This window comes from Variovorax sp. GW821-FHT09B01, from assembly GCF_059418345.1.
The window spans coordinates 141,549-162,499 of record NZ_JBWKPQ010000009.1; the positions used below are offsets into that span (position 1 = coordinate 141,549).

The following is a 20,951-nucleotide window of genomic DNA, read 5'->3' on the forward strand; positions in this document are numbered from 1 at the left end:
GGGCTCTCGGCGCGCATGTCACACTGACCGCCCCTCCAGAAAAGCCACCATGGATTCCGACCTCCAGACCCTCACCCAGGCCCTGCGCGACTTCGCCCGCGAGCGCCACTGGGAACCCTTCCACTCCCCCAAGAACCTCGCCGCGGCGCTCTCGGTCGAGGCCGCCGAGCTGCTCGAGCATTTCCAGTGGCTCACCGAGGCGCAGAGCCGCGAGCTGTCGGCCGACAAGCGCGCCGAGGTCGGCACCGAGATCGCCGACGTGCTGCTCTACCTGCTGCAGTTGGCCGACCAGCTCGGCATCGATCCCATCGAGGCCGCGCGCAGCAAGATGGTCGCGAACGCGCGCAAGTACCCGGCGCCGTAGCCCTGCGCGCCGTTGACGCGGCTGAGTACCTCCGTGTACGCCACCCGGCGTATTTCTCCTTCCTGGTGCATTCCGCAGACTCCCTCCCATCGCTCGGCACCGCGCCGGCGAACAGGTTCAACCCACCGGAGCAGGAGTCCACATGCAACGTCGTTTCACTCTCAAGGCGCTCACCGCCGCCGTCGCGCTGGCCAGCATCTCCGCTGTGCCGGCATTCGCCGCCGACACCATCAAGGTCGGCGTGCTGCACTCGCTGTCGGGCACGATGGCCATCTCGGAAACCGTGTTGAAGGACACGGTGCTGATGGCGATCGACGACATCAACGCCAAGGGCGGCGTGCTCGGCAAGAAGCTCGAGCCCGTGGTGGTCGACCCGGCCTCGAACTGGCCGCTGTTCGCCGAGAAGACCAAGCAGTTGCTCGGCCAGGACAAGGTCTCGGTGATCTTCGGCTGCTGGACCTCGGTGTCGCGCAAGTCGGTGCTGCCGGTGGTCGAGGAAATGAACGGCCTCTTGTTCTACCCGGTGCAGTACGAGGGTGAAGAGCTCTCGAAGAACGTGTTCTACACGGGTGCCGCGCCCAACCAGCAGGCGATTCCGGCCGTCGACTACCTGATGAGCAAGGAAGGCGGCGCCGCCAAGCGCTGGGTGCTGCTGGGCACCGACTACGTCTACCCGCGCACCACCAACAAGATCCTGCGCGCCTACCTCAAGAGCAAGGGCGTGAAGGACACCGACATCGACGAGAAGTACACCCCCTTCGGTCACAGCGACTACCAGACCATCGTCGCCGACATCAAGAAGTTCTCGGCCGGCGGCAAGACGGCCGTGGTGTCGACCATCAACGGCGACTCCAACGTGCCCTTCTACAAGGAACTCGGCAACGCCGGCCTGAAGGCCAAGGACGTGCCGGTGGTGGCCTTCTCGGTCGGCGAGGAAGAACTGCGCGGCGTGGACACCAAGCCGCTGGTCGGCCACCTGGCCGCGTGGAACTACTTCATGTCGATCAAGAACCCGACCAACACGGCCTTCATCAAGCAGTGGAGCGACTACGCCAAGGCCAAGAACATCGCCGGCCACAAGGACAAGCCGCTGACCAACGACCCGATGGAAGCCACCTGGATCGGCATCCACATGTGGAAGCAGGCGGTCGAGAAGGCCAAGTCGACCGACACCGACAAGGTGATCGCCGCCATGGCCGGCCAGACCTTCACCGCGCCCTCGGGCATCGTCTCGAAGATGGACGAGAAGAACCACCACCTGCACAAGAGCGTGTTCATCGGCGAGATCAAGGCCGACGGCCAGTTCAACGTGGTGTGGAAGACGCCGGGCCCGGTCAAGGCCAAGCCGTGGAGCCCGTACATCGAAGGCAACGACAAGAAGCCCGACTACCCGGCCGGCAAGTCGATGTAAGTGCGTTCCTCCCTCCCCCGCCCGGGGGAGGGCCTTTCCTACTTCCGCTTCAAGATGCTTCGACGAACCCTCCACTGCGCATTCGCCGCCATGCTGTTCATGGCAACGGCCGCCCAGGCGCTGACCGCCGACGAAGCCCGGGCCATCGCCGCCGGCGATTCCGAAGCCCGCATCGCGGCGCTCAACAAGGCCGTCACCAGCGCCGACGAGAAGACCGCCGCCTTCATCCAGGCGATGTCGGACGACGCGGTCAAGTACACCGAAGACAAGGTCTTCGTGATGAAGGACGACAAAGGCTACGACCCCGTGACCGGCGCCGAACTCAAGGTGCCCGACACGGCCGAGGACGTGGTCAACAACAACCTGATGCGCGGTGCGCTCGATGCCGCGCAGGCCGCGCTCAAGCTCGGCAGCAAGGACGACGCGGTGCGCGCCGAGGCCGCGCAGGCGCTGTTCAAGGAGCCCGACGAATCGCGGCTGCCGCTGGTCGAGAAGGCGCTGGCCGCCGAGACACATCCGAAGATCAAGGCGCAGCTCGAACTGGTGCGCGCCGCCAGCATGCTCGGCAGCGCCGACAAGGCCAAGCGCCTCGTGGCCGCGCGCGAGCTCGGCGAGAGCCGCAGCCCCGACACCAAGCTGCTGCTCAACCAGCGCCTGGCCGACGAGACCGAGGCCGACGTGAAGGCCGCGATCGTGGCCTCGATCGCCAGCATCGACGGCTCGCTGGTCTGGGGCGACCGCCTCAATGCCGTGTTCAGCGGCGTCAGCCTGGGCTCGGTGCTGCTGCTGGCCGCGCTGGGCCTGGCCATCACCTACGGCCTGATGGGCGTCATCAACATGGCCCATGGCGAGCTGATGATGATCGGCGCCTACGCCACCTACGTGATGCAGGGCATCTTCCAGAAGTACCTGCCCGAGGCCGCCTTCGGCTGGTACCTGGTGGCGGCGATCCCGGTCTCGTTCCTGGCCTCGGCGCTGGTGGGCGCGGTGCTCGAACGCGGCGTCATCCGCTTTCTCTACGGCCGCCCGCTCGAGACCCTGCTGGCCACCTGGGGCATCAGCCTGATGTTGCAGCAGCTGGTGCGCTCGCTGTTCGGCGCGCAGAACGTGGGCGTGGAGAACCCGGCCTGGATGAGCGGCGGCCTGTCGCTGCTGTCGAACGTCACGCTGCCGTGGAACCGCCTGTGCATCATCGTCTTCGCGGTGCTGGTGCTGCTGGCCATGGGCTGGCTGATCGGCCGCACGCGGCTGGGCCTGTTCGTGCGCGGCGTCACGCAGAACCGCCCGATCGCCTCCTGCATGGGCGTGAACACCGCGCGCATCGACACCTACGCCTTCGCGCTGGGCTCGGGCATCGCCGGCCTCGCGGGCTGCGCGCTGAGCCAGATCGGCAACGTCGGCCCCGACCTGGGCCAGAGCTACATCGTCGACAGCTTCATGGTGGTCGTGATGGGCGGCGTCGGCCAGCTCGCGGGCACCGTCTACGCGGCGCTCGGCCTGGGCATCCTCAACAAGTTCATCGAAGGCTGGGCGGGCGCGGTGCTCGCGAAGATCGCGGTGCTCGTTTTCATCATCATCTTCATCCAGAAGCGGCCGCAGGGCATCTTCGCGATGAAGGGCCGGAGCGCGGAAGCATGAGCAAGGTCACGTTGCCAACCAAGGGGCCGCTGCTGAGCGGCAAGGGCTGGACGGCCTTCTTCGTCGCGCTGATCGTGGTGTGCGCGGTGGCGCCCGTGCTCAACATGTGGGTGCCCGCCGACAGCCCGCTGCACATGAGCGACTACGCCGTGGCGCTGGTCGGCAAGATCATGTGCTACGCGATCTGCGCGCTGGCCATGGACCTGATCTGGGGCTACACCGGCATCCTCTCGCTGGGCCACGGCCTGTTCTTCGCGCTCGGCGGCTACATGATGGGCATGTACCTCATGCGCCAGATCGGCCGCGACGGCAACTACAAGAGCGACCTGCCCGACTTCATGGTGTTCCTCGACTGGAAGACGCTGCCCTGGCACTGGACCTTCAGCGACAGCTTCATTGCCACCTTGGTGCTGATCGTCGCGGTGCCGGGCCTGATCGCCTTCGTGTTCGGCTTCTTCGCCTTCCGCTCGCGCATCAAGGGCGTGTACTTCTCGATCATCACGCAGGCCCTGACCTTCGCGGCCATGCTGCTGTTCTTCCGCAACGAGACCGGCTTCGGCGGCAACAACGGCTTCACCGACTTCAAGCGCATCCTCGGCATCCCGATCGCCACGCAGGAGATGCGCATGACCATCTTCGCGCTCACCGGCGTGACCCTGCTGGCCTTCTTCCTGTTCGCCAAGTGGCTGATCGGGAGCAAGTTCGGCCGCGTGCTGCAGGCCATCCGCGACGCCGAGTCGCGCGTGATGTTCTCGGGCTACAACCCGCTGCCCTACAAGCTCAGCATCTGGGTCATCTCGGCCGTGATGTGCGGCGTGGCCGGCGCGCTCTACGTGCCGCAGGTCGGCATCATCAACCCGAGCGAGATGAGCGCGGCCAACTCGATCGAGATCGCGATCTGGGCCGCGGTGGGCGGGCGCGCGACCCTGATCGGGCCGATCATCGGCGCCTTCATCGTCAACGGCGCGAAGAGCTGGCTCACGGTGGCCTATCCCGAGTACTGGCTGTACTTCCTCGGCGCGCTGTTCATCGCGGTCACGCTGTTCCTGCCGAACGGCATCGTGGGGCTGGTGCGCCAGTGGCTGTCGCGCGAGAAGGCGGCGCCCGTTGCGGCATCGCCGGCGCGTGCCGAGGCCCAGCGTTCGCTGGCAACGGAACAGGGCATGGAGCCGGAAGCGATCGCCGCGCCGCTGCATGCGGAACCGAAGGGAGCCCGCGCATGACGCCCGACCTGATGGAAGCCGGCGCCGAGCGCGCCTCGCGCGCCAAGGGCCAGCCGCACGACACCGGCGCCACCGAATCGGGCGGCCGCACGGCGGGCTTCAGCCGCATCGCGACGCCCGGCGAGGTCGACGTGACCCACGGCCGCATCCTCTACCTGGAAGACGTGAGCGTGAGCTTCGACGGCTTCAAGGCGATCAACAAGCTGTCGCTCGACATCGCGCCGGGCGAGCTGCGCTGCATCATCGGCCCCAACGGCGCGGGCAAGACCACGATGATGGACATCATCACCGGCAAGACCCGGCCCGACGAGGGCACGGTGTTCTTCGGCAGCACCATCGACCTGCTGCGCCACAAGGAGGCCGAGATCGCGCAGCTGGGCATCGGCCGCAAGTTCCAGAAGCCGACCGTGTTCGAGCACCTCACGGTGTTCGAGAACCTCGAGCTCGCGCTCAAGACCGACAAGGGCGTGCGCGCCTCGATGCTGTTCAGGCTCGATTCGGCGCAAAGCGACCGGCTGGCCGAGGTGCTCGAGACCATCCACCTCGCGGCCAGCGTGTCGCGCATGGCGGGCAACCTGAGCCACGGCCAGAAGCAGTGGCTCGAGATCGGCATGCTGCTGATGCAGGACCCGAAGCTGCTGCTGCTCGACGAGCCCGTGGCCGGCATGACCGACGAGGAGACGGCGCGCACGGCCGAGCTGTTCCTCACGCTCAAGGGCAAGCATTCGCTGATGGTGGTGGAGCACGACATGAGCTTCATCCGCACCATCTCCGAGATCGTGACCGTGCTGTGCGACGGCTCGGTGCTCGCGCAGGGCTCGCTCGACGAGGTGCAGGCCGACGAGCGCGTGATCGAGGTCTACCTGGGCCGCTGAGGAAACCACGCCATGCTGACAGTCAAGAACATCCACCAGTACTACGGCGGCTCGCACATCCTGCGCGACGTGAGCTTCGAGGCCACGCTGGGCAAGGTCACGGTGCTGCTGGGCCGCAACGGCGTGGGCAAGACCACGCTGCTGAAGTCGCTGATGGGCCTGGTGCCGATCAAGAGCGGCAGCATCGAGCTCGAGGGCCGGCCGATCCACAAGGCCACGCCCTACGACCGCGCGCGCGCGGGCATCGGCTTCGTGCCGCAGGGGCGCGAGATCTTCGCGCGCCTCACGGTCGAGGAGAACCTGCGCATGGGCCTGGCCTACAAGCGCGGCGGCACGCCGATCCCGGCCGAGCTGTTCGAGCTGTTCCCGGTGCTCAAGCAGATGATCGGACGCCGCGGCGGCGACCTCTCGGGCGGCCAGCAGCAGCAGCTCGCGATCGCGCGCGCGCTCGCGCCCAAGCCGAAGCTGCTGATCCTCGACGAGCCCACCGAGGGCATCCAGCCAAGCATCATCAAGGACATCGGCCGCGTGATCCGCATGCTGGCCGACCGCGGCGACATGGCGATCGTGCTGTGCGAGCAGTACTACGACTTCGCGCAGGAGCTGGCCGACGACTACCTCGTGATGGAGCGCGGCGAGGTGATCGCGCGCGGCCTCGGCAAGGACATGGAGGCGCAGGGCGTGCGCCAGTTGGTGGCGATCTGACGCCTCAGCGCGCCCAGTCGCGGCGCAGGTCGGCCGCGAGGCGCAGCAGCAGTTGCGCGTGCGCCTCGATGGCGTCCGTCGACACTTCCTCCGCGGTGGGGAAGCTCACGTTCATCGCATAGAGACTGCCCGAGGGCGCGCGCAGCGGCAGCGCCACCGCGGTCATGCCCGCGGCCCAGCTTGCGTGGCAGAAGCCGCGCTCGCGCACGGCCTCGAGCGCGGCCTCCACCCGCGGCTGCAGCGCGCGCCATTCGGCGCCGTGCGCCTGCCGCAGCCGGCCCAGCAGGGCTTTGCGCTCCGCGGCCTGCATGCCGGCGAGGAAGGCGCAGCCCAGCGAGGTGCTCGCGATCGGGAGCCGCGAGCCCGGGAGGATGCGCCGGAAGATCCCGAGCCGGCTCAGGCGCACCGACTCCAGGTAGACCATCTCGAGCTGGTCGGCCACCGCCAGGCCGACGTTGACGCGCCGGCCCTCGGCCAGCGCGCGCATCAGCGGCAGCGCGCGCGCCAGCGTGGCCTCCGAACTGCGGAAGGACAGCGCGAGGCTCAGGCAGGCGGCCGTGAGGCGGTAGCCGCGCTGCTCGAGGTCGTAGGCGAGAAAACCCGCATCCACCAGCGAACGCGTGAGCCGGCTGACCGTGGGCCGCGGCAGCTGCGTGCGGTCGGCCAGCTCGGCGTTGGTCAGCACGTCTACGCCATGGCGGAAGGCGCGCAGCAGCGCGAGGCCGCGTTCGAGCGAATGGCTGCCGGGCGTGCTGCGCACGAAGGTGCCGGTGGCCTGCGTGCGGGCGCGCGTCGAGCCGGCGGTGGAGGGGCGGGGCGTGGCCATGATTTCGTTCTCCGAAATTCTAAGGTTGTCGCCGCCGGAGCCCGCCGGAATACTGGCCGCATGCCCATCGCAGGGCGCAACGGACCAGGAGACACGCTTGGATTTCACGCAACTGAGGTACGCGGCGATCGGCCGCGTGGCCTCGATCACCTTCGACCGGCCCGACCGGCTCAATGCCTGGACGCCCACGCTCGAGGCCGAGCTGCGCGCGGCCGTCGCGCAGGCCGAAGCCGACGACGCGGTGCGCGCCATCGTGCTCAGCGGCGCCGGCCGCGCCTTTTGCGCCGGCATGGACATGGCGGTGCTGTCCGACCCGGGCCGGCCACCCGTGCCGCAGGCCGACTCTGACGACGACGCGGCGCAGCGCTACGGCTACCTCGGCGCGCTCGCCAAGCCAATGATCGCCGCGATCAACGGCGCGGCCGCGGGCGTGGGCCTGTGCATCGCGCTGCATGCCGACTTGCGCTACGTGGCGGCCGGCGCGAAGCTCACGCTGCCCTATGCGCGCCGCGGCCTGGTGGCCGAGCACGGCACGGCCTGGCTGCTGCCGCGGCTGATCGGCCCGATGCATGCGGCCGACCTGCTGCTGACCGGCCGCACGCTGCAGGCCGAGGAGGCCGATCGCATGGGGCTGGCCAGCCTGCTGCCGGCCGAAGGCTTTCTCGATGCGGTGCTCGCGCGCGCCACCGAGATCGCCGAGCTGAGTTCGCCGCGCGCGGTGCGCATCATCAAGCGGCAACTGGTCGAGGCCCGCTACCAGACCCTCGGGCAGGCCACGCGCGTGGCCGACCGCGAGATCGCGGCCTGCCGCGACACCGAGGATTTCCGCGAGGGCGTGCGGCATTTCGTCGAGAAGCGCGCGCCCCATTTCACGGGACGCTGAACCATGACGGACGACGTGAACAACAACACCGCGCTGCCGCTGGCCGGCATCAAGGTCATCGAGCTCGGGCAGAACATCGCCGGGCCCTACGCGGGCGAGATCCTGTCCTCGCTCGGCGCCGAGGTGGTGAAGATCGAGCGGCCCGGCACGGGCGACGACGCGCGCGGCTGGGGCCCGCCGTTCTGGCGCGGCACCGCGACCACCTTCCAGGCCATGAACCATGGCAAGAAGAGCATCGCGCTCGACCTCAAGGACCCGGCGCAGGCGCAGTGGCTGCGCGAGCGCGCAGCCGAGGCCGACGTGTTCGTGCAGAACATGCGGCCCGGCTCGCTCGAGGAATTGGGGCTCGGTTCCGAGGCGCTGCGCGCGCTCAACCCGCGGCTGGTGTACTGCTCGCTCTGGGCCTTCGGCCACAAGGGGCCGATGCGCCTCGCGCCGGGCTACGAGCCGATGGTGCAGGCCTTCGCGGGCATCTTCAGCATCAACGGCGCCGAGAGCGGGCCGCCGGCGCGCGTGGGCATGCAGGTGCTCGACCTGGGCACCGGCGTCTGGGCCGCGCTGGGCTGCATCGCGGCATTGCTGCGCCGCGCTTCGACCGGGCAGGGCTGCGTGGTCGACACCTCGCTGTTCGAGACCGCGCTGGGCTGGCTGCAGGTGATGATGGCCGGCTTCCATGCCACCGGGAAGCAGCCCGAGCGGCACCGCAGCGGCAATCCCAACGTGGTGGTGTTCCAGGCGCTGCCGACCGGGGACGGCGAGATCGTGGTGGCCGCGGCCAACGACCGGCTGTTCGCCAAGCTCGCGCGCGCGGCCGGCCACGAGGAATGGACGCGCGACGAGCGCTTCGCGAGCAACGCGCTGCGCGTGCAGCACAAGGCGCTGCTGATCCCTGCGCTCGAGGCGGTGTTCCGCACGCGCTCGACGCAGCAGTGGCTCGAGGCGCTCGAGGCCCTGGGCATTCCCTGCGCGCCGATCCAGGACTTCGCGCAGGTGCTCGCGCAGCCGCAGACCGAGGCCATCGGCATCTTCCAGACCATTCCCGGCGAGGAGCTGCGCATCGTCGGGCTGCCGCTGTCCTTCGACGGCGAGCGGCCGCGGGTGCGGCACCGCGCGCCCGGCGTGGGCGAGCACAACGAGGCGCTCGGCGCGAAGGCCCCCGGCTGAGCGCGCCCTTCCATCGACACCAACAACAGGAGACGACATGCAGAGAAGACAGTGCCTCGCCGCGCTCGCGGCCTTGCCGTTCGCGGCCGCGATGGCGGCGGACAACCACAAGCCGATCCAGATCGTCGTGCCCTTCGGCCCCGGCGGCTCGGGCGACATCTCGGCGCGCATGCTGGCCGAGTTCCTCACGCGCAAGACCGGCCGCGCGGTGGTGGTCGACAACCGTCCCGGCGGCAACGGCATCATCGGCGTGGAGGCGGTGCGCAACGCGCCGGCCGACGGCTCGGTGCTGCTGCTGGCCACCACTTCCACCCACCTGGCCAACCCCAGCCTGTTCCGCAAGCTGCCCTACGACCCCGGGCGCGACTTCCGGCTGGTCGGCTCCTTCGGGCCCGGTTCCACCTACATGCTGGTGCGGCCCGACGCGCCCTACAGGACGCTGCAGGACTTCGTCGCCGCCGCGAAGAAGGCGCCGGGCACGATCAACTACGGCCACTTCAACGCCACCTCCAAGGTCACGGCGGCGCTGTTCGCGCACGAGGCCGGCATCGAGCTCGCCGCGATTCCGTACAAGCAGGTGAGCCAGGCGATGTCGGAGCTGATCGCGGGCCAGATCCAGGTGGTGTTCACCGACACCGTGGCCGGCGATGCCTTCGTGGCCTCGGGCCAGTTGCGCGCGCTCGCGGTGCACAGCGACGCGCGGCTCAAGCGCTATCCCGAGCTGCCGCTGATCGCCGAGAGCTATCCGGGCTTCAGCATCCGCGGCGGCTTCCTCGGCATCGCGGTGCCGGTCGCCACGCCGGCGGCGCTGCAGCAGCAGCTCAACCAGTGGATCAACGAGGCCGTGACCACCGATCCGATCCGCGCGCGGCTCGAGGGCTTCGCCTTCGCGCCCGCGAAGATCAGCCTGGCCGAGCTCGCGAGCTTCGAGCGCCAGGAGCGCGAGAAGTGGAAAGGCTACGTCGACATCGCGAAGCTGGAGGTGCAATGAGCGCGCTCGCTTCGCTGGACTCGGGCCATGAACACGTGGCGCTGCTCGAACTGCGGCGCGCGCCGTTCAACTACCTCGACGTGGCGCTGCTGCGCGAACTGGCCGACCGGCTCGCGCAGCTCGATGCCGATCCCGATTGCCGCGCCGTCGTGCTCGCGGCCGAAGGCCGGGCCTTCAGCGCGGGCGCCGACTTCAGCGGCAAGGACGATGCGCGCGATCCCGCGCCGCTCTACGAGCAGGCCATGCGCCTGTTCGGCAACGCCAAGCCGCTGGTGGCCGCGGTGCATGGCCCGGCCATCGGCGCCGGGCTCGGCCTCGCGCTGGCGGCCGACTTCCGCGTGGGCTGCGCCGAGGCGCGCTTCAGCGCCAACTTCAACCGCCTCGGTTTCCATCCGGGCTTCGGCCTGAGCCTGACCTTGCCGCGGCTGGTGGGCGCGCAGCAGGCCGCGCTGCTGTTCTACACGGGGCGCCGCGTCGGCGGCGAGGAGGCGCTGCGCATCGGGCTGGTCGACCAGCTGGTGCCGGCCGATGAAGTGCGCACCAGCGCGCTGGCGCTCGCGGCCGAGATCGCGCTGTCGGCCCCGCTCGCGGTGGAATCGACGCGCGCGACCCTGCGGCGCGGCCTGGCCGAGGCGGTGGCCGCGGCGAACCGGCACGAGCGCGAGCTGCAGTGCGTGCAGTTCGCGAGCGAGGACTTCAAGGAGGGCGTGCAGGCCATGGCCGAACGCCGCGCGCCGCGCTTCCTGCGTCGTTGAGCGGCAGAGGCAAAAAGGTATCGGACGGGGCGCAAGACCTCATCAGCGCGCGTTAAGGGTTTACCCTAAAATCGGGCTTTGCCCGCGCTCGCCGGGCATCCCCCCAGGAGCTCCGGCCTTGAACGCCCCACCATCCGCCCTCGAAGGCGCGGACACCCCCGCCATTCCGCCCGTCTCGTCGGCCCAGTTCCTGCGCGCCGTGCTCGCGCTCGGCGTCGGCGGCTTCGCCATCGGCACCGGCGAGTTCGTGATCATGGGCCTGCTGCCCGAGGTCGCGAACGACATCGCCGTCAGCATCCCGCAGGCCGGCCACGTCATCAGCGCCTATGCGCTGGGCGTGGTCATCGGCGCGCCCGTGCTCGCGGTGCTCGCGGCCGGCTGGCGCCGCCGCGCCTTGCTGATCGCGCTGATGGCCGTGTTCGCCGCCGGCAACTTCGCGAGCGCGATGGCGCCCGGCTACACCTCGCTGAACCTGCTGCGCTTCGCGACCGGGCTGCCGCACGGCACCTACTTCGGCGTGGCCGCGCTGGTGGCCGCCACGCTCGCGCCGCCCGGGCGCCGCGCGCGCGCCGTGGGGCTGGTGATGCTGGGGCTCACGGGCGCCACGCTGGTCGGCGTGCCGATCGCGGCCTGGCTCGGCCAGTTGTTCGGCTGGCGCGCGGCCTTCGTGTTCGTGGGCGTGATCGCGCTCATCGCCGTGGTGCTGCTGCGCCGCGACATCCCCGACCTCGCCGCGCCCGCGGGCGCCAGCCCCTGGCGCGAACTCGGCGCGCTCAAGCGCAAGCAGGTCTGGTTCACGCTGGGCATCGGCGCCATCGGCTTCGGCGGCATGTTCTCGGTGTTCAGCTACATCAAGCCCACGCTGATCGAGGTCGCCGGCATGCCGCTGGGCGGCGTGCCGCTGGTGCTCGCGCTGTTCGGGCTCGGCATGGTGGTCGGCAACCTGGTCGGCGCGCGGCTGGCCGACAAGTCGCTGATGCGCACCATCGGCGGCCTGATGGCCTATGCGGCGCTGGTGCTGGCGCTGTTCACCTTCTCGGCCCACAACATCTACACCGCGGGCTTCAACGTGTTCCTGATCGGCACCACCGTGGCCATCGGCCCGGCGCTGCAGATCCGGCTGATGGACGTGGCCGGCGATGCGCAGACCCTGGCGGCCGCGCTCAACCATTCGGCCTTCAACATGGCCAATGCGCTCGGCGCCTGGCTCGGCGGCGTGGCGATCGCCGCGGGCCTGGGCTGGACCTCGACCGGCTGGGTCGGCGCACTGCTCGCGCTCGCGGGCATGGGCGTCTTCTGCTGGGCGGTGGCGAGCGCGCGCGCCGATGCGCGGCGGCCGCGCGTCGCGGCGTGCGAAGGCTGAAGTCCTAGCGCGGCTTCAGCTGCTCGCGCAGGATGCGCCGGATCTCGAGGATCGCGAGCGGGTTCTCCTGCACGCTGTGCGCCGACGGGATCACCAGCTCCGAGGCCGCGCCGTCGAGGTGCGCGCTGGCATAGGGCACGATGCCGTCGCTCGACAGGGCTTGCGCCAGGCCCGGCGTGTCGTTGCCGATGATCGAGTGGAAGCGCACGCGCGGATTCATCGGCAGGCCCGAGGAGAGCCGCACGAAGGGATCGCGGTCGCTGAGGTTGTCGATGCTGTTGGGAATGCGCAGCGGCCCCGCGTCCTGCCGGCCCGGCGCGATGCGGATCAGCTCGCGCGAGATGTCGCTCAACTGCCCCAGCATCGCCACTGGCAGCGTGATGAGGTTGGCGACCCAGCGCGAGATGCGGTTGTTGGCGAAGTCGGTGCCGCGGTGCGGCGAGGCGATGAAGATCGCGTCGCTGACCTGCGGCAGCGGCTCGAAGCGCAGGTAGGGCGCGAGCTTCTCCTCGATGCGCCGCTGCTGCGCGTCCTGCATCGGGTAGCTGGCCAGCAGCGCGTCCCAGAGCTTGTCCTCCGACGACGACACCATCAGCCGCGACAGCACGCCGCCCATGCTGTGGCCGATCAGCGTGATGTCCTTCGAGGCCGGGGCCTGGCCCGTGGGATCGAAGTGCTGCAGCGTCTGCGTCACGGCCTCGCGGATCGCGAAGTTGTTGAGCGGCAGCGGCGCATTGGTCGGGTAGTAGACCTGCCAGATCTGGTAGCGGCGGCGCAGGGTCTCGTCGCCGAGCACCTCGTTGGCCACGTTGATCCAGGCCTCGGGGCTGCTCGCGAGGCCGTGCAGCATGATGACCGTGCGGCGCTCGGGATCGTAGGGCTGCATCAGGTAGATGCGCGGCTGCGTGAGCCCGTCGCGGCCGCCGAACAGGCTGCGCAGCGCCTGCAGCGCGAAGTCGGAGCGGGCCAGCCACAGGCCGTAGCCCGAGGTGAAGTTGGCGGCCAGCGGCACCTCCTGAGCGGCCAGCTGCACGTTGGCGGTGCGGTAGGGGTCGTAGGCCGCGATGCGCAGCGTGCGCGTGGCCAGCACCTCGGCGAGGTTGCCGCCGTCGAACAGCAGCAGCGCGGTGACGGCAGGGAAGGGCATCTCGCGGTAGGGCGGGCGCGGGTCGGCGGTAGCGAGCGCGGGCGCCTTCTCGTCGGTGCGCTGGCTGTCGGCCGCCACCAGCTCGGCGCCGAAGCCGTCGCGCCGGTAGGTGTTGCGCAGGCCCGAGAAGGTCAGCGAGGCGGCGGGGATCAGCTCGTCGGGCAGCGGCGCGTCGGCCGGCAGGCGCAGGCCCGAGACGTCGGCCTCGATGCGCCAGTCGCCCACGCGCGGCACCTGCGGCTGTGCCGCTGCGTTGCGCCGCACGCCGCGGTACAGGCCCGTGATGGCCTGCTGCACCGCGTAGTTGTAGTAGTCGCGCACCTGCGTCTGCCGGTCCTCGAAGGCGCGGTCGCGCGGCTTGCGCGCGGTGAAGAACAGGTAGGCATAGGCGTGGCGCGCGCTCTCGAGCCAGGCCTCGATGGCGGTCGTGTCGGCCGCCGAGCCCGGCTGCGTGGCACCGCCGCTCTTGTCGGCCGCGATCGCCACCTGCAGCCACACCTCCGACAGCGCCGACAGCCGCTGCTCGTCGCTCAGCCCCGGCGAGTCGGCCAGCGCGTTGCGGCAGGCCGGGCCGTCCTTGCCGCACAGCTCGGCGTCGGAGCCGATCACGCGCAGCACCTCCTCGGCCGAGGTGCTGAGCCGGCCCGTGGTGAGCACGTCGCCGCGGCGCTGCGCGAGGTATTCGGCGGGCGAGATCGAGCCCACCTTCACGCCCGCGCAGCCCGCGAGCAGCGCGGCGGCGCAGAGCAGGGCCGCCAGGCCGGGAAGACGCGCGCGCATCGTCACGGAGCCTCGGCGCCCGGCAGCCCCTGCCGGATCGCGCGCGAGAAATCGACGCCCGGCACGGCATCGCTCGCGATCGCGCGCTGCGTGATGCGCCCGTTCGCGCGCAGCGCCTCGAGGCTGTAGCCCGGCGTGAGCCCGCCCACGTCGTACAGGTAGTCGGGCAGGTAGCCCGAGGCCAGCAGCCGCCAGTCCATCGGCAGGCCCGGCACGATGCGCCTGGCGAGGTCGTAGACGATGGTGGTGCAGTTGGCCGTCAGCGTGTTGTAGAAGCTCGGCGCGCGCAGCAGCGCGGCGCTCTGGTCGAGGTAGGCCAGGAACAGCGAGCGCATCTCGGCCTGCGGCAGCCGCACGCGGTACATGTGGACGTCCTCGCCGCGCACGTTGGTGCGCACGCGCAGCACGTCGCGCTCCTCGGCCGCGACCAGGCTCAGCTCGAAGCGCCGGAAGAAGCCGCCGATCGACGAGAAGCTCTCGCCGCGCTCCTTGCGGATCTCGATCGAAAAGGTGAGGAAGCGGCCGTCGTCGAAGCCGAAGGACACCAGCGTGTGCGCGATCGCCGGGCCCATCCAGTACGAGACCGAGACATCGACCGAGCGCAGGCGCTCGAGGTCGTAGCGGCGCGTTTCCCAGCGCGGCGTGTAGTCGGTGTCGCTGCGCCAGTCGAAGTTGCGCACGTTCTCGAGCGTGACCATGTTGCCGTCGACGCGCGCCACCAGCTGGCGCGCGACGTCGTCGGCCCAGTCGCGCTGCTGCAGCGGCACGATGGTGTTCCACCAGCCCAGCAGCAGCGCGAAGCCGATCGCGTAGGACAGCAGGGCGCGCGCGGCCCGGCCGCGCCACAGCAGCACCAGGGCCGCGAGGCCGAAGCCGCTCCACAGCACGGCGGCGAGAACCTTGCCCGTCTCGCCCACGGGCAACTGGTACCAGAGCGCGAGGCAGGCCCAGCCCGCCGACAGCAGCAGCACCAGCGAGGCCGCGACGCGGCCAACGATGCGCAGCAAGGTCCGGAACCCGGCGGTGGAATGCGTGATGGCTGGGGAGGGGGAGGAGGAGGGGCTCATTCGGGAAACGCGTGATCGCCGCCGAGCTTAAACGCAGTCCCGCGCGCCGACCACGACCGCGCGCGGTGTGCCGAAACGAAGACGGGATCGGCGGCCCGATCCCGTCTTCAGCCGCTAAGGGCGCACCGCCGTCCTCGCGTGCAGCAGCGCCGCGAAATGGCGCAGCTCGGCCGCATTGAGGTCCGACACGGCCCAGGCCTGCATGCCGCCCTGGGTCCAGTGCGCGAGCTGGTAGCCCTGCCGCGTCGAGAAGGCCGGAGCCTGCGGCTTCGCATCGGCCGCGGGCCAGACGAAGACATTGATGACGTGCGGACCCGAGCGATAGACCAGCGCCGCCACCGTTCGGCCGTCGAGGTAGTCGAGCCGCCCGCCCGTCAGCGCGAAGCCCTCGGCGGCGAGGTCCACTACGGGCGGCGAGAAGTCGAGCTTGCCGGCGAACCAGGGCTTGACCGTGTGCTGGTCGGTGGAGGCCACGTCGGCCAGGTGCGAGGCCATCAGCGAGCGCACGTGGTTGGCCGTGACCTGCGCGCCCAGCAGCTCGAGGGGCGCCGGCGATGCCAGCAGCACCAGCGCCAGGCCCCAGGCCGCGGCCGCGCCGGTTCCGAACCCGAGCAGGCCCTGCCACCAGCCGTGACGGCGCGGCGCCGGCGTTGCGGGTGCGCCGGCCTCGGCGCGCACCGACAGCGCGATGCGCTCGGCCAGGCCGGCGGGCGGCGCATGGCGCGTGGCGTGCTGTCGCATCAGCGCTCCCAGCTCGTCGTCAGGAATTGGCATGCCGCGTCCTTTCCTGCGCCGGGCCCGGGCGCTCGTCGCGCAGGCTTTCGCGCAGCAGGGCCCGCGCGCGCGACAGCCGCGACATCACGGTGCCCAGCGGCACGCCGGCGATGCGTGCGATGTCTTCATAGCGCAGCTCCTCCAGTTCGCGCAGCACGATCGCTTCGCGGTAGACCGCGGGCAGGGCGTCGATCGCGGCATTGACGCGCTCGCCCTGCACGCGCCGCTCCCACAGCCGCGCGGGATCGCCGGCCTCCGGGGCCGTCGCGCCGGCCGACTCGCTGTCGCGCAGCTCGTCGAACTCCACCTGGTCGGCCAGCTGCCGGTTCTGCCGCATCCAGTCGTAGCAGGCGTTGCGCACGATGCCCAGCAGCCAGGGCCGCGCGTTCTCGCCGCGCAGCCCGTCGAAGAAACGGAAGGCCCGCAGGTAGGCCTCCTGCACCGCGTCCTCGGCCAGGCGGTCGTCGCGCAGCAACCAGCGCGCGAGATTCCAGGCCGCATCGAGATGCGGCAGGGCGGCGGCTTCGAACTGGCGGGTGCGGTCGGTCAAGGGACGTGCTTTGGGGGCATGACGCGGCGGGCGCGCGTTTTATTCCAGCCTCGCGCGAAAAAATTTCGGGGAATAGACGAAGGGCACCGCGCGTCATGCCCTGTGCCGATTCTCTTCCTCTCTTCTTTCAGGAGTCTTTCCCCATGACCGCCTTTCCAGGATTCGCACGCCTGCTCGCCGTTCTCGCGGCCTCCGGCGCCCTGGCCTTCCCGGCGCTGGCCGCCGGCCCCAAGGCCTATGTCGGCAACTTCAAGGACAGCACGCTCAGCGTGATCGACACCGGCAGCGAGCGCGTGCTCGCCACCGTGCCGGTGGCCGCGGGGCCCGACGGCATCGTGATCTCCCCGAACGGCCAGCGCGTGTTCGTCAGCGGCTCCAGCGCCTCGGCGGTGAGCGAGATCGACGCCGCGACCGACCGCGTGACGCACACCATCGAGGTCGGCCAGGGCCCGCAGGGCCTGGCCACCACCGCCGATGGCCGCTGGGTGCTGGTGGCCGTCAACGGCGACGACCGCGTGGCCTTCATCGACACCGCGACCCATGCCGTGGCCGCGAACGTGGCCGTGCCCAAGCCGCACACCATCGCCGTGCGGCCCGATGGCCGGCAGGCCTACGTGGCCTCGCAGGCACCGGGCCATTTCGCGCTCGTGGTGGTCGACCTGGCGACGCGCAAGGCGGTCTCGGAGATCGCGCTCGACAAGCCGCCGCGCGACCTCGAGTTCGGCCCCGACGGCAAGGCGCTCTACCTGACGCTGGCGGGCGTGCCCGCGGTGCAGGTGCTGGATGCGACCACCAACCAGTGGCTGGCGCCGATCCCCACCGGCGTGTCGCCCCACATCGCGCAGCACTTCGCGGGCATGGCGAGCGGCGTGGTCGTGGTGCAGGGGCCGGGCGAGGTGATGCTGTTCGACCCCGCGACGCGCACGCCGGGCCGCAGCATCGCGGTGGGCAAGCAGCCGCACTGGCTCGACATCTCGGCCGATGGCGGGAAGCTGTGGGTCAGCAACGAGGGCTCGAACGACGTGAGCGTGATCGACCTGGCCGGTGGTCCGTCGCACACCGTGGCGGTCGGCAATGCGCCGCGCAAGGTGGCGGTGCAGCGCGGCGCGCCGGCCGAGCATGCGGGCGGTTCGGCGCACGTGGCGATCCGCAACTTCGCCTTCGAGCCGGCGCAGATCACCGTGAAGGTGGGCCAGCCCGTGCGCTGGAAGAACGACGACGGCGCGCCCCATGGCGTGGTGTTCAGGAAGGGCGGCCCCGCGGGCATGGACCTGATGCTGCCCGGCCAGGACTTCACGCAGACCTTCGACAAGCCCGGTGTCTACGACTACGCCTGCTCGGTGCACCCCTACATGACGGCGCGCGTCACGGTGATTGCACCCTGACGTGCAGGCCTCGGGCGGCCTGCCTATGATGGTCGTGCAGCCACGCGCGTCTGCGCGGTTCGGCCGTTTCACAGGAACCATCCACCATGAGCATTCCCACCACCCGCCTGGGCCGCACCGGCCTGACCGTCTCCCGGCTCGCGCTCGGCACCATGACCTTCGGCCTGCAGACCGACGAGGCCGTGTCGCACCGCATCCTCGACAAGGCCGCCGAGGGCGGCATCAACTTCCTCGACACCGCCGACGTCTACCCGCTGGGCGGCACGGTCGAGACCACGGGCCGCACCGAGGAGATCATCGGCAACTGGCTCGAGAAGCAGGGCCCCGCGGGCCGCCGGCGCTTCGTGGTCGCGACCAAGGCGGTCAACAAGGTCGGCCCCAATCCCTGGGACCAGGGCGCCTCGCGCAAGCACCTGCTCGATGCCATCGACCTCTCGCTCAAGCGGCTGAAGACCGACCACGTCGACCTCTACCAGCTGCACATGGACGACCGCGAGACGCCGCTCGAGGAAAGCATCGAGGCGCTCGACACCATCGTGAAGTCGGGCCGCGCGCGCTATGTGGGCGTGTCGAATTTCCTGGCCTACCGGCTCGCGCGCGCGCTCGGCAAGGCCGACCTGCTGCGGCTCACGCGCTTCGTCTCGGTGCAGCCGCGCTACAGCCTGCTGTTCCGCGAGATCGAGCGCGAGCTGCTGCCGCTCGCGAGCGAGGAAGGCCTGGGCGTGATCCCCTACAACCCGCTGGCCGGCGGACTGCTCACCGGCAAGTACAAGCCCGGCGCCAGCCCCGAGGCGAACACGCGCTTCACGCTCGGCACCGCCGGCAACATGTACCAGGACCGCTACTGGAACGAACGCAGCTTCAACACCGTGACGCAGCTGCATGCGCTGGCCGACGAGGCGGGCGTGCCGCTCGCGACGCTGGCCGTGGCCTGGGTGATGGCGAACCCGCTGATCACCGCGCCGCTGCTCGGCGCGAGCCGGCCCGAGCAGCTCGACGCCACGCTCGCGGCGGCCGAGTACAAGCTCGACCCCGCGCTCAAGCAGAAGCTCGACGAGCTGACGGCCGAGTACCGCAAGGGCGACGCGCCGCGCTGAACGCGGCCGGAGGCGCCTTGCGCCTCAGCGCCAGCCGCGGTGCCAGCCCGCGTGCGGGTTGTACCAGCCCCAGCCGTAGTGCGGGTGGTAGCGCCAGCCCCAGCCGGGGCCGGGCGAGACATAGGTCGGGCCGATGATCGCCACGCCCACCGGCGGTTCGATCGGCGCGGCATACACGGCCGCGCCGTGCACCGGCCCCACCGGTGCCACCACGCAGGCACTGAGACTGGCCGCCGCGACGATGGCCGCGGCAATCGCTGCGAGTTTCATGGGTTGCTCCTGAAGAACGAGTCGTTGAAGGCTTCGGCTTCTTCAATGCCGCGACCGGTGCGCGAGCCGACGCGGCGGCGGTAAAGATTTCTTAGCGCGCGCCAACTGACAGCTTTGTCAGGAAGTCGACAGCGAGCGGTTGGAAGGCGCGGCCTAGAGTGGCCGCACCATGGCTCGCTCCGCTGCATCCTCCTTCCCCGACCTTCCGCGCCGCGCCCTGCGCGTGCCCGCCGCGGCCGCGCTGGCCGCGCTGCTGATCGCGGGCTGCGCGGTCGGCCCCGACTACGTGCGGCCCTCGATGGAGCTGCCCGCAGCCTACAAGGAAGACGGTGCGTGGAAGACCGCCACGCCGCAGGCCATCGATCCCTCGCACCCCTGGTGGGAGGCCTACGGCGACGCCACGCTGAACGGGCTGGTGGTGCAGGCCAATGCCGCCAACCAGAACATCCGCCAGGCCGAGGCCCAGTACCGCGAGGCGCGCGCACTGGCCTCGGCCGCGCGCGCCGGCTTCTATCCCACCCTCGGCCTGAACGCCGGCGCCAACCGCGCGCAGACCAACAGCACCGGCAGCACCGAGCGCCGCACCACCGACACCCTGGGCCTTGCCGCGAGCTGGGAGCCCGATGTCTGGGGCGCGGTGCGCCGCTCGGTCGAGGCCGGTGACGCCAGCACCCAGGCCAGCGCCGACGACCTCGCGGGCGCGCGCCTGAGCATCCAGACCACGCTGGCGCAGGACTACCTGCAGCTGCGCGCCATCGACCTGCAGCGCGCGCTCTACGCCAACACCACCGCCGCCTATGCGCGCGCGCTCGAGCTCACGCAGCACCAGTACGCGGCCGGCACCGTGCTGCGCTCCGACGTGGCGCTGGCCGAGAGCCAGCTGCGCACCGCGCAGGCGCAGGGCGTGGACCTCGAGGCGCAGCGCGCCCAGCTCGAGCATGCGATCGCGGTGCTGACCGGCCAGGCGCCGGCGCGCTTCACGCTGGCCGCGCTGCCGGCCAGCGAGAACCCCGCGCTCGCCAATGCGGGCACGCTCGGCGTCCAGCTGCCGCTCGCACCCGCGGGCCTGCCTTCGGAACTGCTCGAGCGCCGTCCTGACATCGCCGCGGCCGAGCGCCGCGTGCAGGCCGCCAATGCGCAGATCGGCGTGGCCAAGGCCGCCTACTTCCCGCAGATCGTGCTGAGCGCGAGCGGCGGCTTCAGCGCCGGCAAGCTCGCTTCGCTGTTCGATACGCCGAGCCGCGTCTGGTCGCTGGGCGCGGTGCTCGCGCAGACCGTGTTCGACGGCGGCCTGCGCAAGGCCCACAGCGAGCAGGCCGTGGCCGCCTACGACGCCTCGGTCGCGCTCTACAAGCAGACCGTGCTCGGCGGCTTCCAGCAGGTCGAGGACAACCTCGCCACCCTGCGCGTGCTCGACCACGAATCGCAGCTGCAGGCGCAGGCCGTGCAGGCCTCGCAGACCGCCGAGCGCCTCGCGCTGGCCCAGTACCGCGCCGGCACCGCCACCTACCTGAGCGTGGTGACCGCGCAGCAGCTCTCGCTGACCAACCAGCGCACGGCCGCGCAACTGCTGGCGCGCCAGCTCGCCGCCAGCGTGGCGCTGATCGCGGCCACCGGCGGTGGCTGGCATGCCGATGCCGATGCCACCACCGCCGCCGCTGCAACGACTTCCGGAACCTGATG

General features: G+C 70.6%; 20 protein-coding genes. 14 read left to right on the forward strand and 6 right to left on the reverse strand.

From position 1 onward, the window contains the following. Positions 1 to 49 precede the first annotated feature (49 nt). The 6 genes from AC07RV_RS24295 (at position 50) to urtE (ending at position 6,216) form a co-directional block, all read left to right on the forward strand. Complete coding sequence (locus AC07RV_RS24295; protein ID WP_296787134.1) at positions 50 to 364, forward strand: nucleotide pyrophosphohydrolase; 315 nt, start codon at positions 50 to 52, stop codon at positions 362 to 364. 142 nt (positions 365 to 506) lie between these two features. Next, the gene (gene urtA, locus AC07RV_RS24300) at positions 507 to 1,775 is read left to right on the forward strand and encodes an urea ABC transporter substrate-binding protein (RefSeq protein WP_057594412.1); all 1,269 of its coding nucleotides are present in this window, start codon (positions 507 to 509) and stop codon (positions 1,773 to 1,775) included. A gap of 90 nt (positions 1,776 to 1,865) precedes the next feature. Beyond that, positions 1,866 to 3,413, forward strand: coding sequence for an urea ABC transporter permease subunit UrtB (gene urtB, locus AC07RV_RS24305; RefSeq protein WP_296787132.1), 1,548 nt, complete (start codon positions 1,866 to 1,868; stop codon positions 3,411 to 3,413). After that, entirely contained in the window at positions 3,410 to 4,636 is a 1,227-nt protein-coding gene (urtC, locus tag AC07RV_RS24310; protein ID WP_296787130.1) for an urea ABC transporter permease subunit UrtC, read from the forward strand. Before urtB ends, urtC begins: the two co-directional genes overlap by 4 nt. Beyond that, positions 4,633 to 5,511 (forward strand): urea ABC transporter ATP-binding protein UrtD, encoded by an 879-nt coding sequence (urtD, locus tag AC07RV_RS24315; protein WP_296787128.1) that lies wholly within the window; start codon positions 4,633 to 4,635, stop codon positions 5,509 to 5,511. The genes urtC and urtD overlap by 4 nt, the downstream gene beginning before the upstream one ends. A gap of 12 nt (positions 5,512 to 5,523) precedes the next feature. Next, complete coding sequence (gene urtE, locus AC07RV_RS24320; protein ID WP_057594408.1) at positions 5,524 to 6,216, forward strand: urea ABC transporter ATP-binding subunit UrtE; 693 nt, start codon at positions 5,524 to 5,526, stop codon at positions 6,214 to 6,216. A gap of 4 nt (positions 6,217 to 6,220) precedes the next feature. On the opposite strand, the gene AC07RV_RS24325 is transcribed toward urtE, so the two are convergent. Next, positions 6,221 to 7,042, reverse strand: coding sequence for an IclR family transcriptional regulator (locus AC07RV_RS24325; protein WP_296787125.1), 822 nt, complete (start codon positions 7,040 to 7,042; stop codon positions 6,221 to 6,223). A gap of 97 nt (positions 7,043 to 7,139) precedes the next feature. On the opposite strand from AC07RV_RS24325, the gene AC07RV_RS24330 reads away from it, so the two are divergent. From AC07RV_RS24330 to AC07RV_RS24350, 5 genes are all read left to right on the forward strand, one after another. After that, positions 7,140 to 7,925 carry an enoyl-CoA hydratase-related protein gene (locus AC07RV_RS24330; protein ID WP_296787124.1) on the forward strand — a complete coding sequence of 262 codons (786 nt, stop codon included), beginning with the start codon at positions 7,140 to 7,142 and terminating at the stop codon, positions 7,923 to 7,925. 3 nt (positions 7,926 to 7,928) lie between these two features. Further along, positions 7,929 to 9,089: a CaiB/BaiF CoA transferase family protein gene (locus tag AC07RV_RS24335; protein WP_296787122.1), complete on the forward strand. Its 1,161-nt coding sequence runs from the start codon at positions 7,929 to 7,931 to the stop codon at positions 9,087 to 9,089. Positions 9,090 to 9,126: 37 nt separating this feature from the next. After that, positions 9,127 to 10,080, forward strand: a complete 954-nt coding sequence (locus AC07RV_RS24340; protein WP_296787120.1) for a Bug family tripartite tricarboxylate transporter substrate binding protein — start codon at positions 9,127 to 9,129, stop codon at positions 10,078 to 10,080. Beyond that, on the forward strand, positions 10,077 to 10,835 hold the full coding sequence (locus AC07RV_RS24345) for an enoyl-CoA hydratase/isomerase family protein (protein WP_296787118.1): 759 nt from the start codon (positions 10,077 to 10,079) through the stop codon (positions 10,833 to 10,835). The genes AC07RV_RS24340 and AC07RV_RS24345 overlap by 4 nt, the downstream gene beginning before the upstream one ends. Before the next feature lie 118 nt (positions 10,836 to 10,953). Continuing rightward, entirely contained in the window at positions 10,954 to 12,198 is a 1,245-nt protein-coding gene (locus AC07RV_RS24350; RefSeq protein ID WP_203202446.1) for an MFS transporter, read from the forward strand. Between the two features lie 4 nt (positions 12,199 to 12,202). Here AC07RV_RS24350 and AC07RV_RS24355 read toward each other — a convergent pair whose 3' ends face one another. The 4 genes from AC07RV_RS24355 to AC07RV_RS24370 form a co-directional block, all read right to left on the reverse strand. Beyond that, positions 12,203 to 14,125, reverse strand: a complete 1,923-nt coding sequence (locus AC07RV_RS24355) for an esterase/lipase family protein (RefSeq protein ID WP_296787117.1) — start codon at positions 14,123 to 14,125, stop codon at positions 12,203 to 12,205. Between the two features lie 2 nt (positions 14,126 to 14,127). Beyond that, entirely contained in the window at positions 14,128 to 15,192 is a 1,065-nt protein-coding gene (locus tag AC07RV_RS24360; protein ID WP_296787115.1) for an Lnb N-terminal periplasmic domain-containing protein, read from the reverse strand. A gap of 114 nt (positions 15,193 to 15,306) precedes the next feature. After that, positions 15,307 to 15,966: an anti-sigma factor family protein gene (locus tag AC07RV_RS24365; protein ID WP_296787113.1), complete on the reverse strand. Its 660-nt coding sequence runs from the start codon at positions 15,964 to 15,966 to the stop codon at positions 15,307 to 15,309. After that, complete coding sequence (locus AC07RV_RS24370) at positions 15,953 to 16,516, reverse strand: sigma-70 family RNA polymerase sigma factor (RefSeq protein ID WP_208507814.1); 564 nt, start codon at positions 16,514 to 16,516, stop codon at positions 15,953 to 15,955. The genes AC07RV_RS24365 and AC07RV_RS24370 overlap by 14 nt, the downstream gene beginning before the upstream one ends. 143 nt (positions 16,517 to 16,659) lie before the next feature. Here AC07RV_RS24370 and AC07RV_RS24375 point away from each other — a divergent pair, with 143 nt between their 5' ends. Further along, on the forward strand, positions 16,660 to 17,901 hold the full coding sequence (locus AC07RV_RS24375) for a YVTN family beta-propeller repeat protein (protein ID WP_296787110.1): 1,242 nt from the start codon (positions 16,660 to 16,662) through the stop codon (positions 17,899 to 17,901). A gap of 86 nt (positions 17,902 to 17,987) precedes the next feature. Further along, positions 17,988 to 18,998 (forward strand): aldo/keto reductase, encoded by a 1,011-nt coding sequence (locus AC07RV_RS24380; RefSeq protein ID WP_093340700.1) that lies wholly within the window; start codon positions 17,988 to 17,990, stop codon positions 18,996 to 18,998. Positions 18,999 to 19,022: 24 nt separating this feature from the next. On the opposite strand, the gene AC07RV_RS24385 is transcribed toward AC07RV_RS24380, so the two are convergent. Next, positions 19,023 to 19,268 (reverse strand): hypothetical protein, encoded by a 246-nt coding sequence (locus AC07RV_RS24385; RefSeq protein WP_296787107.1) that lies wholly within the window; start codon positions 19,266 to 19,268, stop codon positions 19,023 to 19,025. Between the two features lie 169 nt (positions 19,269 to 19,437). Here AC07RV_RS24385 and AC07RV_RS24390 point away from each other — a divergent pair, with 169 nt between their 5' ends. Beyond that, the gene (locus AC07RV_RS24390; RefSeq protein WP_296787105.1) at positions 19,438 to 20,949 is read left to right on the forward strand and encodes an efflux transporter outer membrane subunit; all 1,512 of its coding nucleotides are present in this window, start codon (positions 19,438 to 19,440) and stop codon (positions 20,947 to 20,949) included. Positions 20,950 to 20,951: the final 2 nt, after the last annotated feature.

Bases quoted from the DNA above. Each gene is read 5' to 3' on its own strand.
- urtB (WP_296787132.1), top strand. From the start codon at position 1,866: ATGCTGTTCATGGCAACGGCCGCCCAGGCGCTGACCGCCGACGAAGCC.
- AC07RV_RS24380 (WP_093340700.1), top strand. From the start codon at position 17,988: ATGAGCATTCCCACCACCCGCCTGGGCCGCACCGGCCTGACCGTCTCC.
- AC07RV_RS24345 (WP_296787118.1), top strand. From the start codon at position 10,077: ATGAGCGCGCTCGCTTCGCTGGACTCGGGCCATGAACACGTGGCGCTG.
- urtC (WP_296787130.1), top strand. From the start codon at position 3,410: ATGAGCAAGGTCACGTTGCCAACCAAGGGGCCGCTGCTGAGCGGCAAG.
- AC07RV_RS24335 (WP_296787122.1), top strand. From the start codon at position 7,929: ATGACGGACGACGTGAACAACAACACCGCGCTGCCGCTGGCCGGCATC.
- urtA (WP_057594412.1), top strand. From the start codon at position 507: ATGCAACGTCGTTTCACTCTCAAGGCGCTCACCGCCGCCGTCGCGCTG.
- AC07RV_RS24295 (WP_296787134.1), top strand. From the start codon at position 50: ATGGATTCCGACCTCCAGACCCTCACCCAGGCCCTGCGCGACTTCGCC.
- urtD (WP_296787128.1), top strand. From the start codon at position 4,633: ATGACGCCCGACCTGATGGAAGCCGGCGCCGAGCGCGCCTCGCGCGCC.
- AC07RV_RS24340 (WP_296787120.1), top strand. From the start codon at position 9,127: ATGCAGAGAAGACAGTGCCTCGCCGCGCTCGCGGCCTTGCCGTTCGCG.
- urtE (WP_057594408.1), top strand. From the start codon at position 5,524: ATGCTGACAGTCAAGAACATCCACCAGTACTACGGCGGCTCGCACATC.
- AC07RV_RS24360 (WP_296787115.1), bottom strand. From the start codon at position 15,192: ATGAGCCCCTCCTCCTCCCCCTCCCCAGCCATCACGCATTCCACCGCC.
- AC07RV_RS24375 (WP_296787110.1), top strand. From the start codon at position 16,660: ATGACCGCCTTTCCAGGATTCGCACGCCTGCTCGCCGTTCTCGCGGCC.
- AC07RV_RS24365 (WP_296787113.1), bottom strand. From the start codon at position 15,966: ATGCCAATTCCTGACGACGAGCTGGGAGCGCTGATGCGACAGCACGCC.
- AC07RV_RS24390 (WP_296787105.1), top strand. From the start codon at position 19,438: ATGGCTCGCTCCGCTGCATCCTCCTTCCCCGACCTTCCGCGCCGCGCC.
- AC07RV_RS24385 (WP_296787107.1), bottom strand. From the start codon at position 19,268: ATGAAACTCGCAGCGATTGCCGCGGCCATCGTCGCGGCGGCCAGTCTC.
- AC07RV_RS24355 (WP_296787117.1), bottom strand. From the start codon at position 14,125: ATGCGCGCGCGTCTTCCCGGCCTGGCGGCCCTGCTCTGCGCCGCCGCG.
- AC07RV_RS24325 (WP_296787125.1), bottom strand. From the start codon at position 7,042: ATGGCCACGCCCCGCCCCTCCACCGCCGGCTCGACGCGCGCCCGCACG.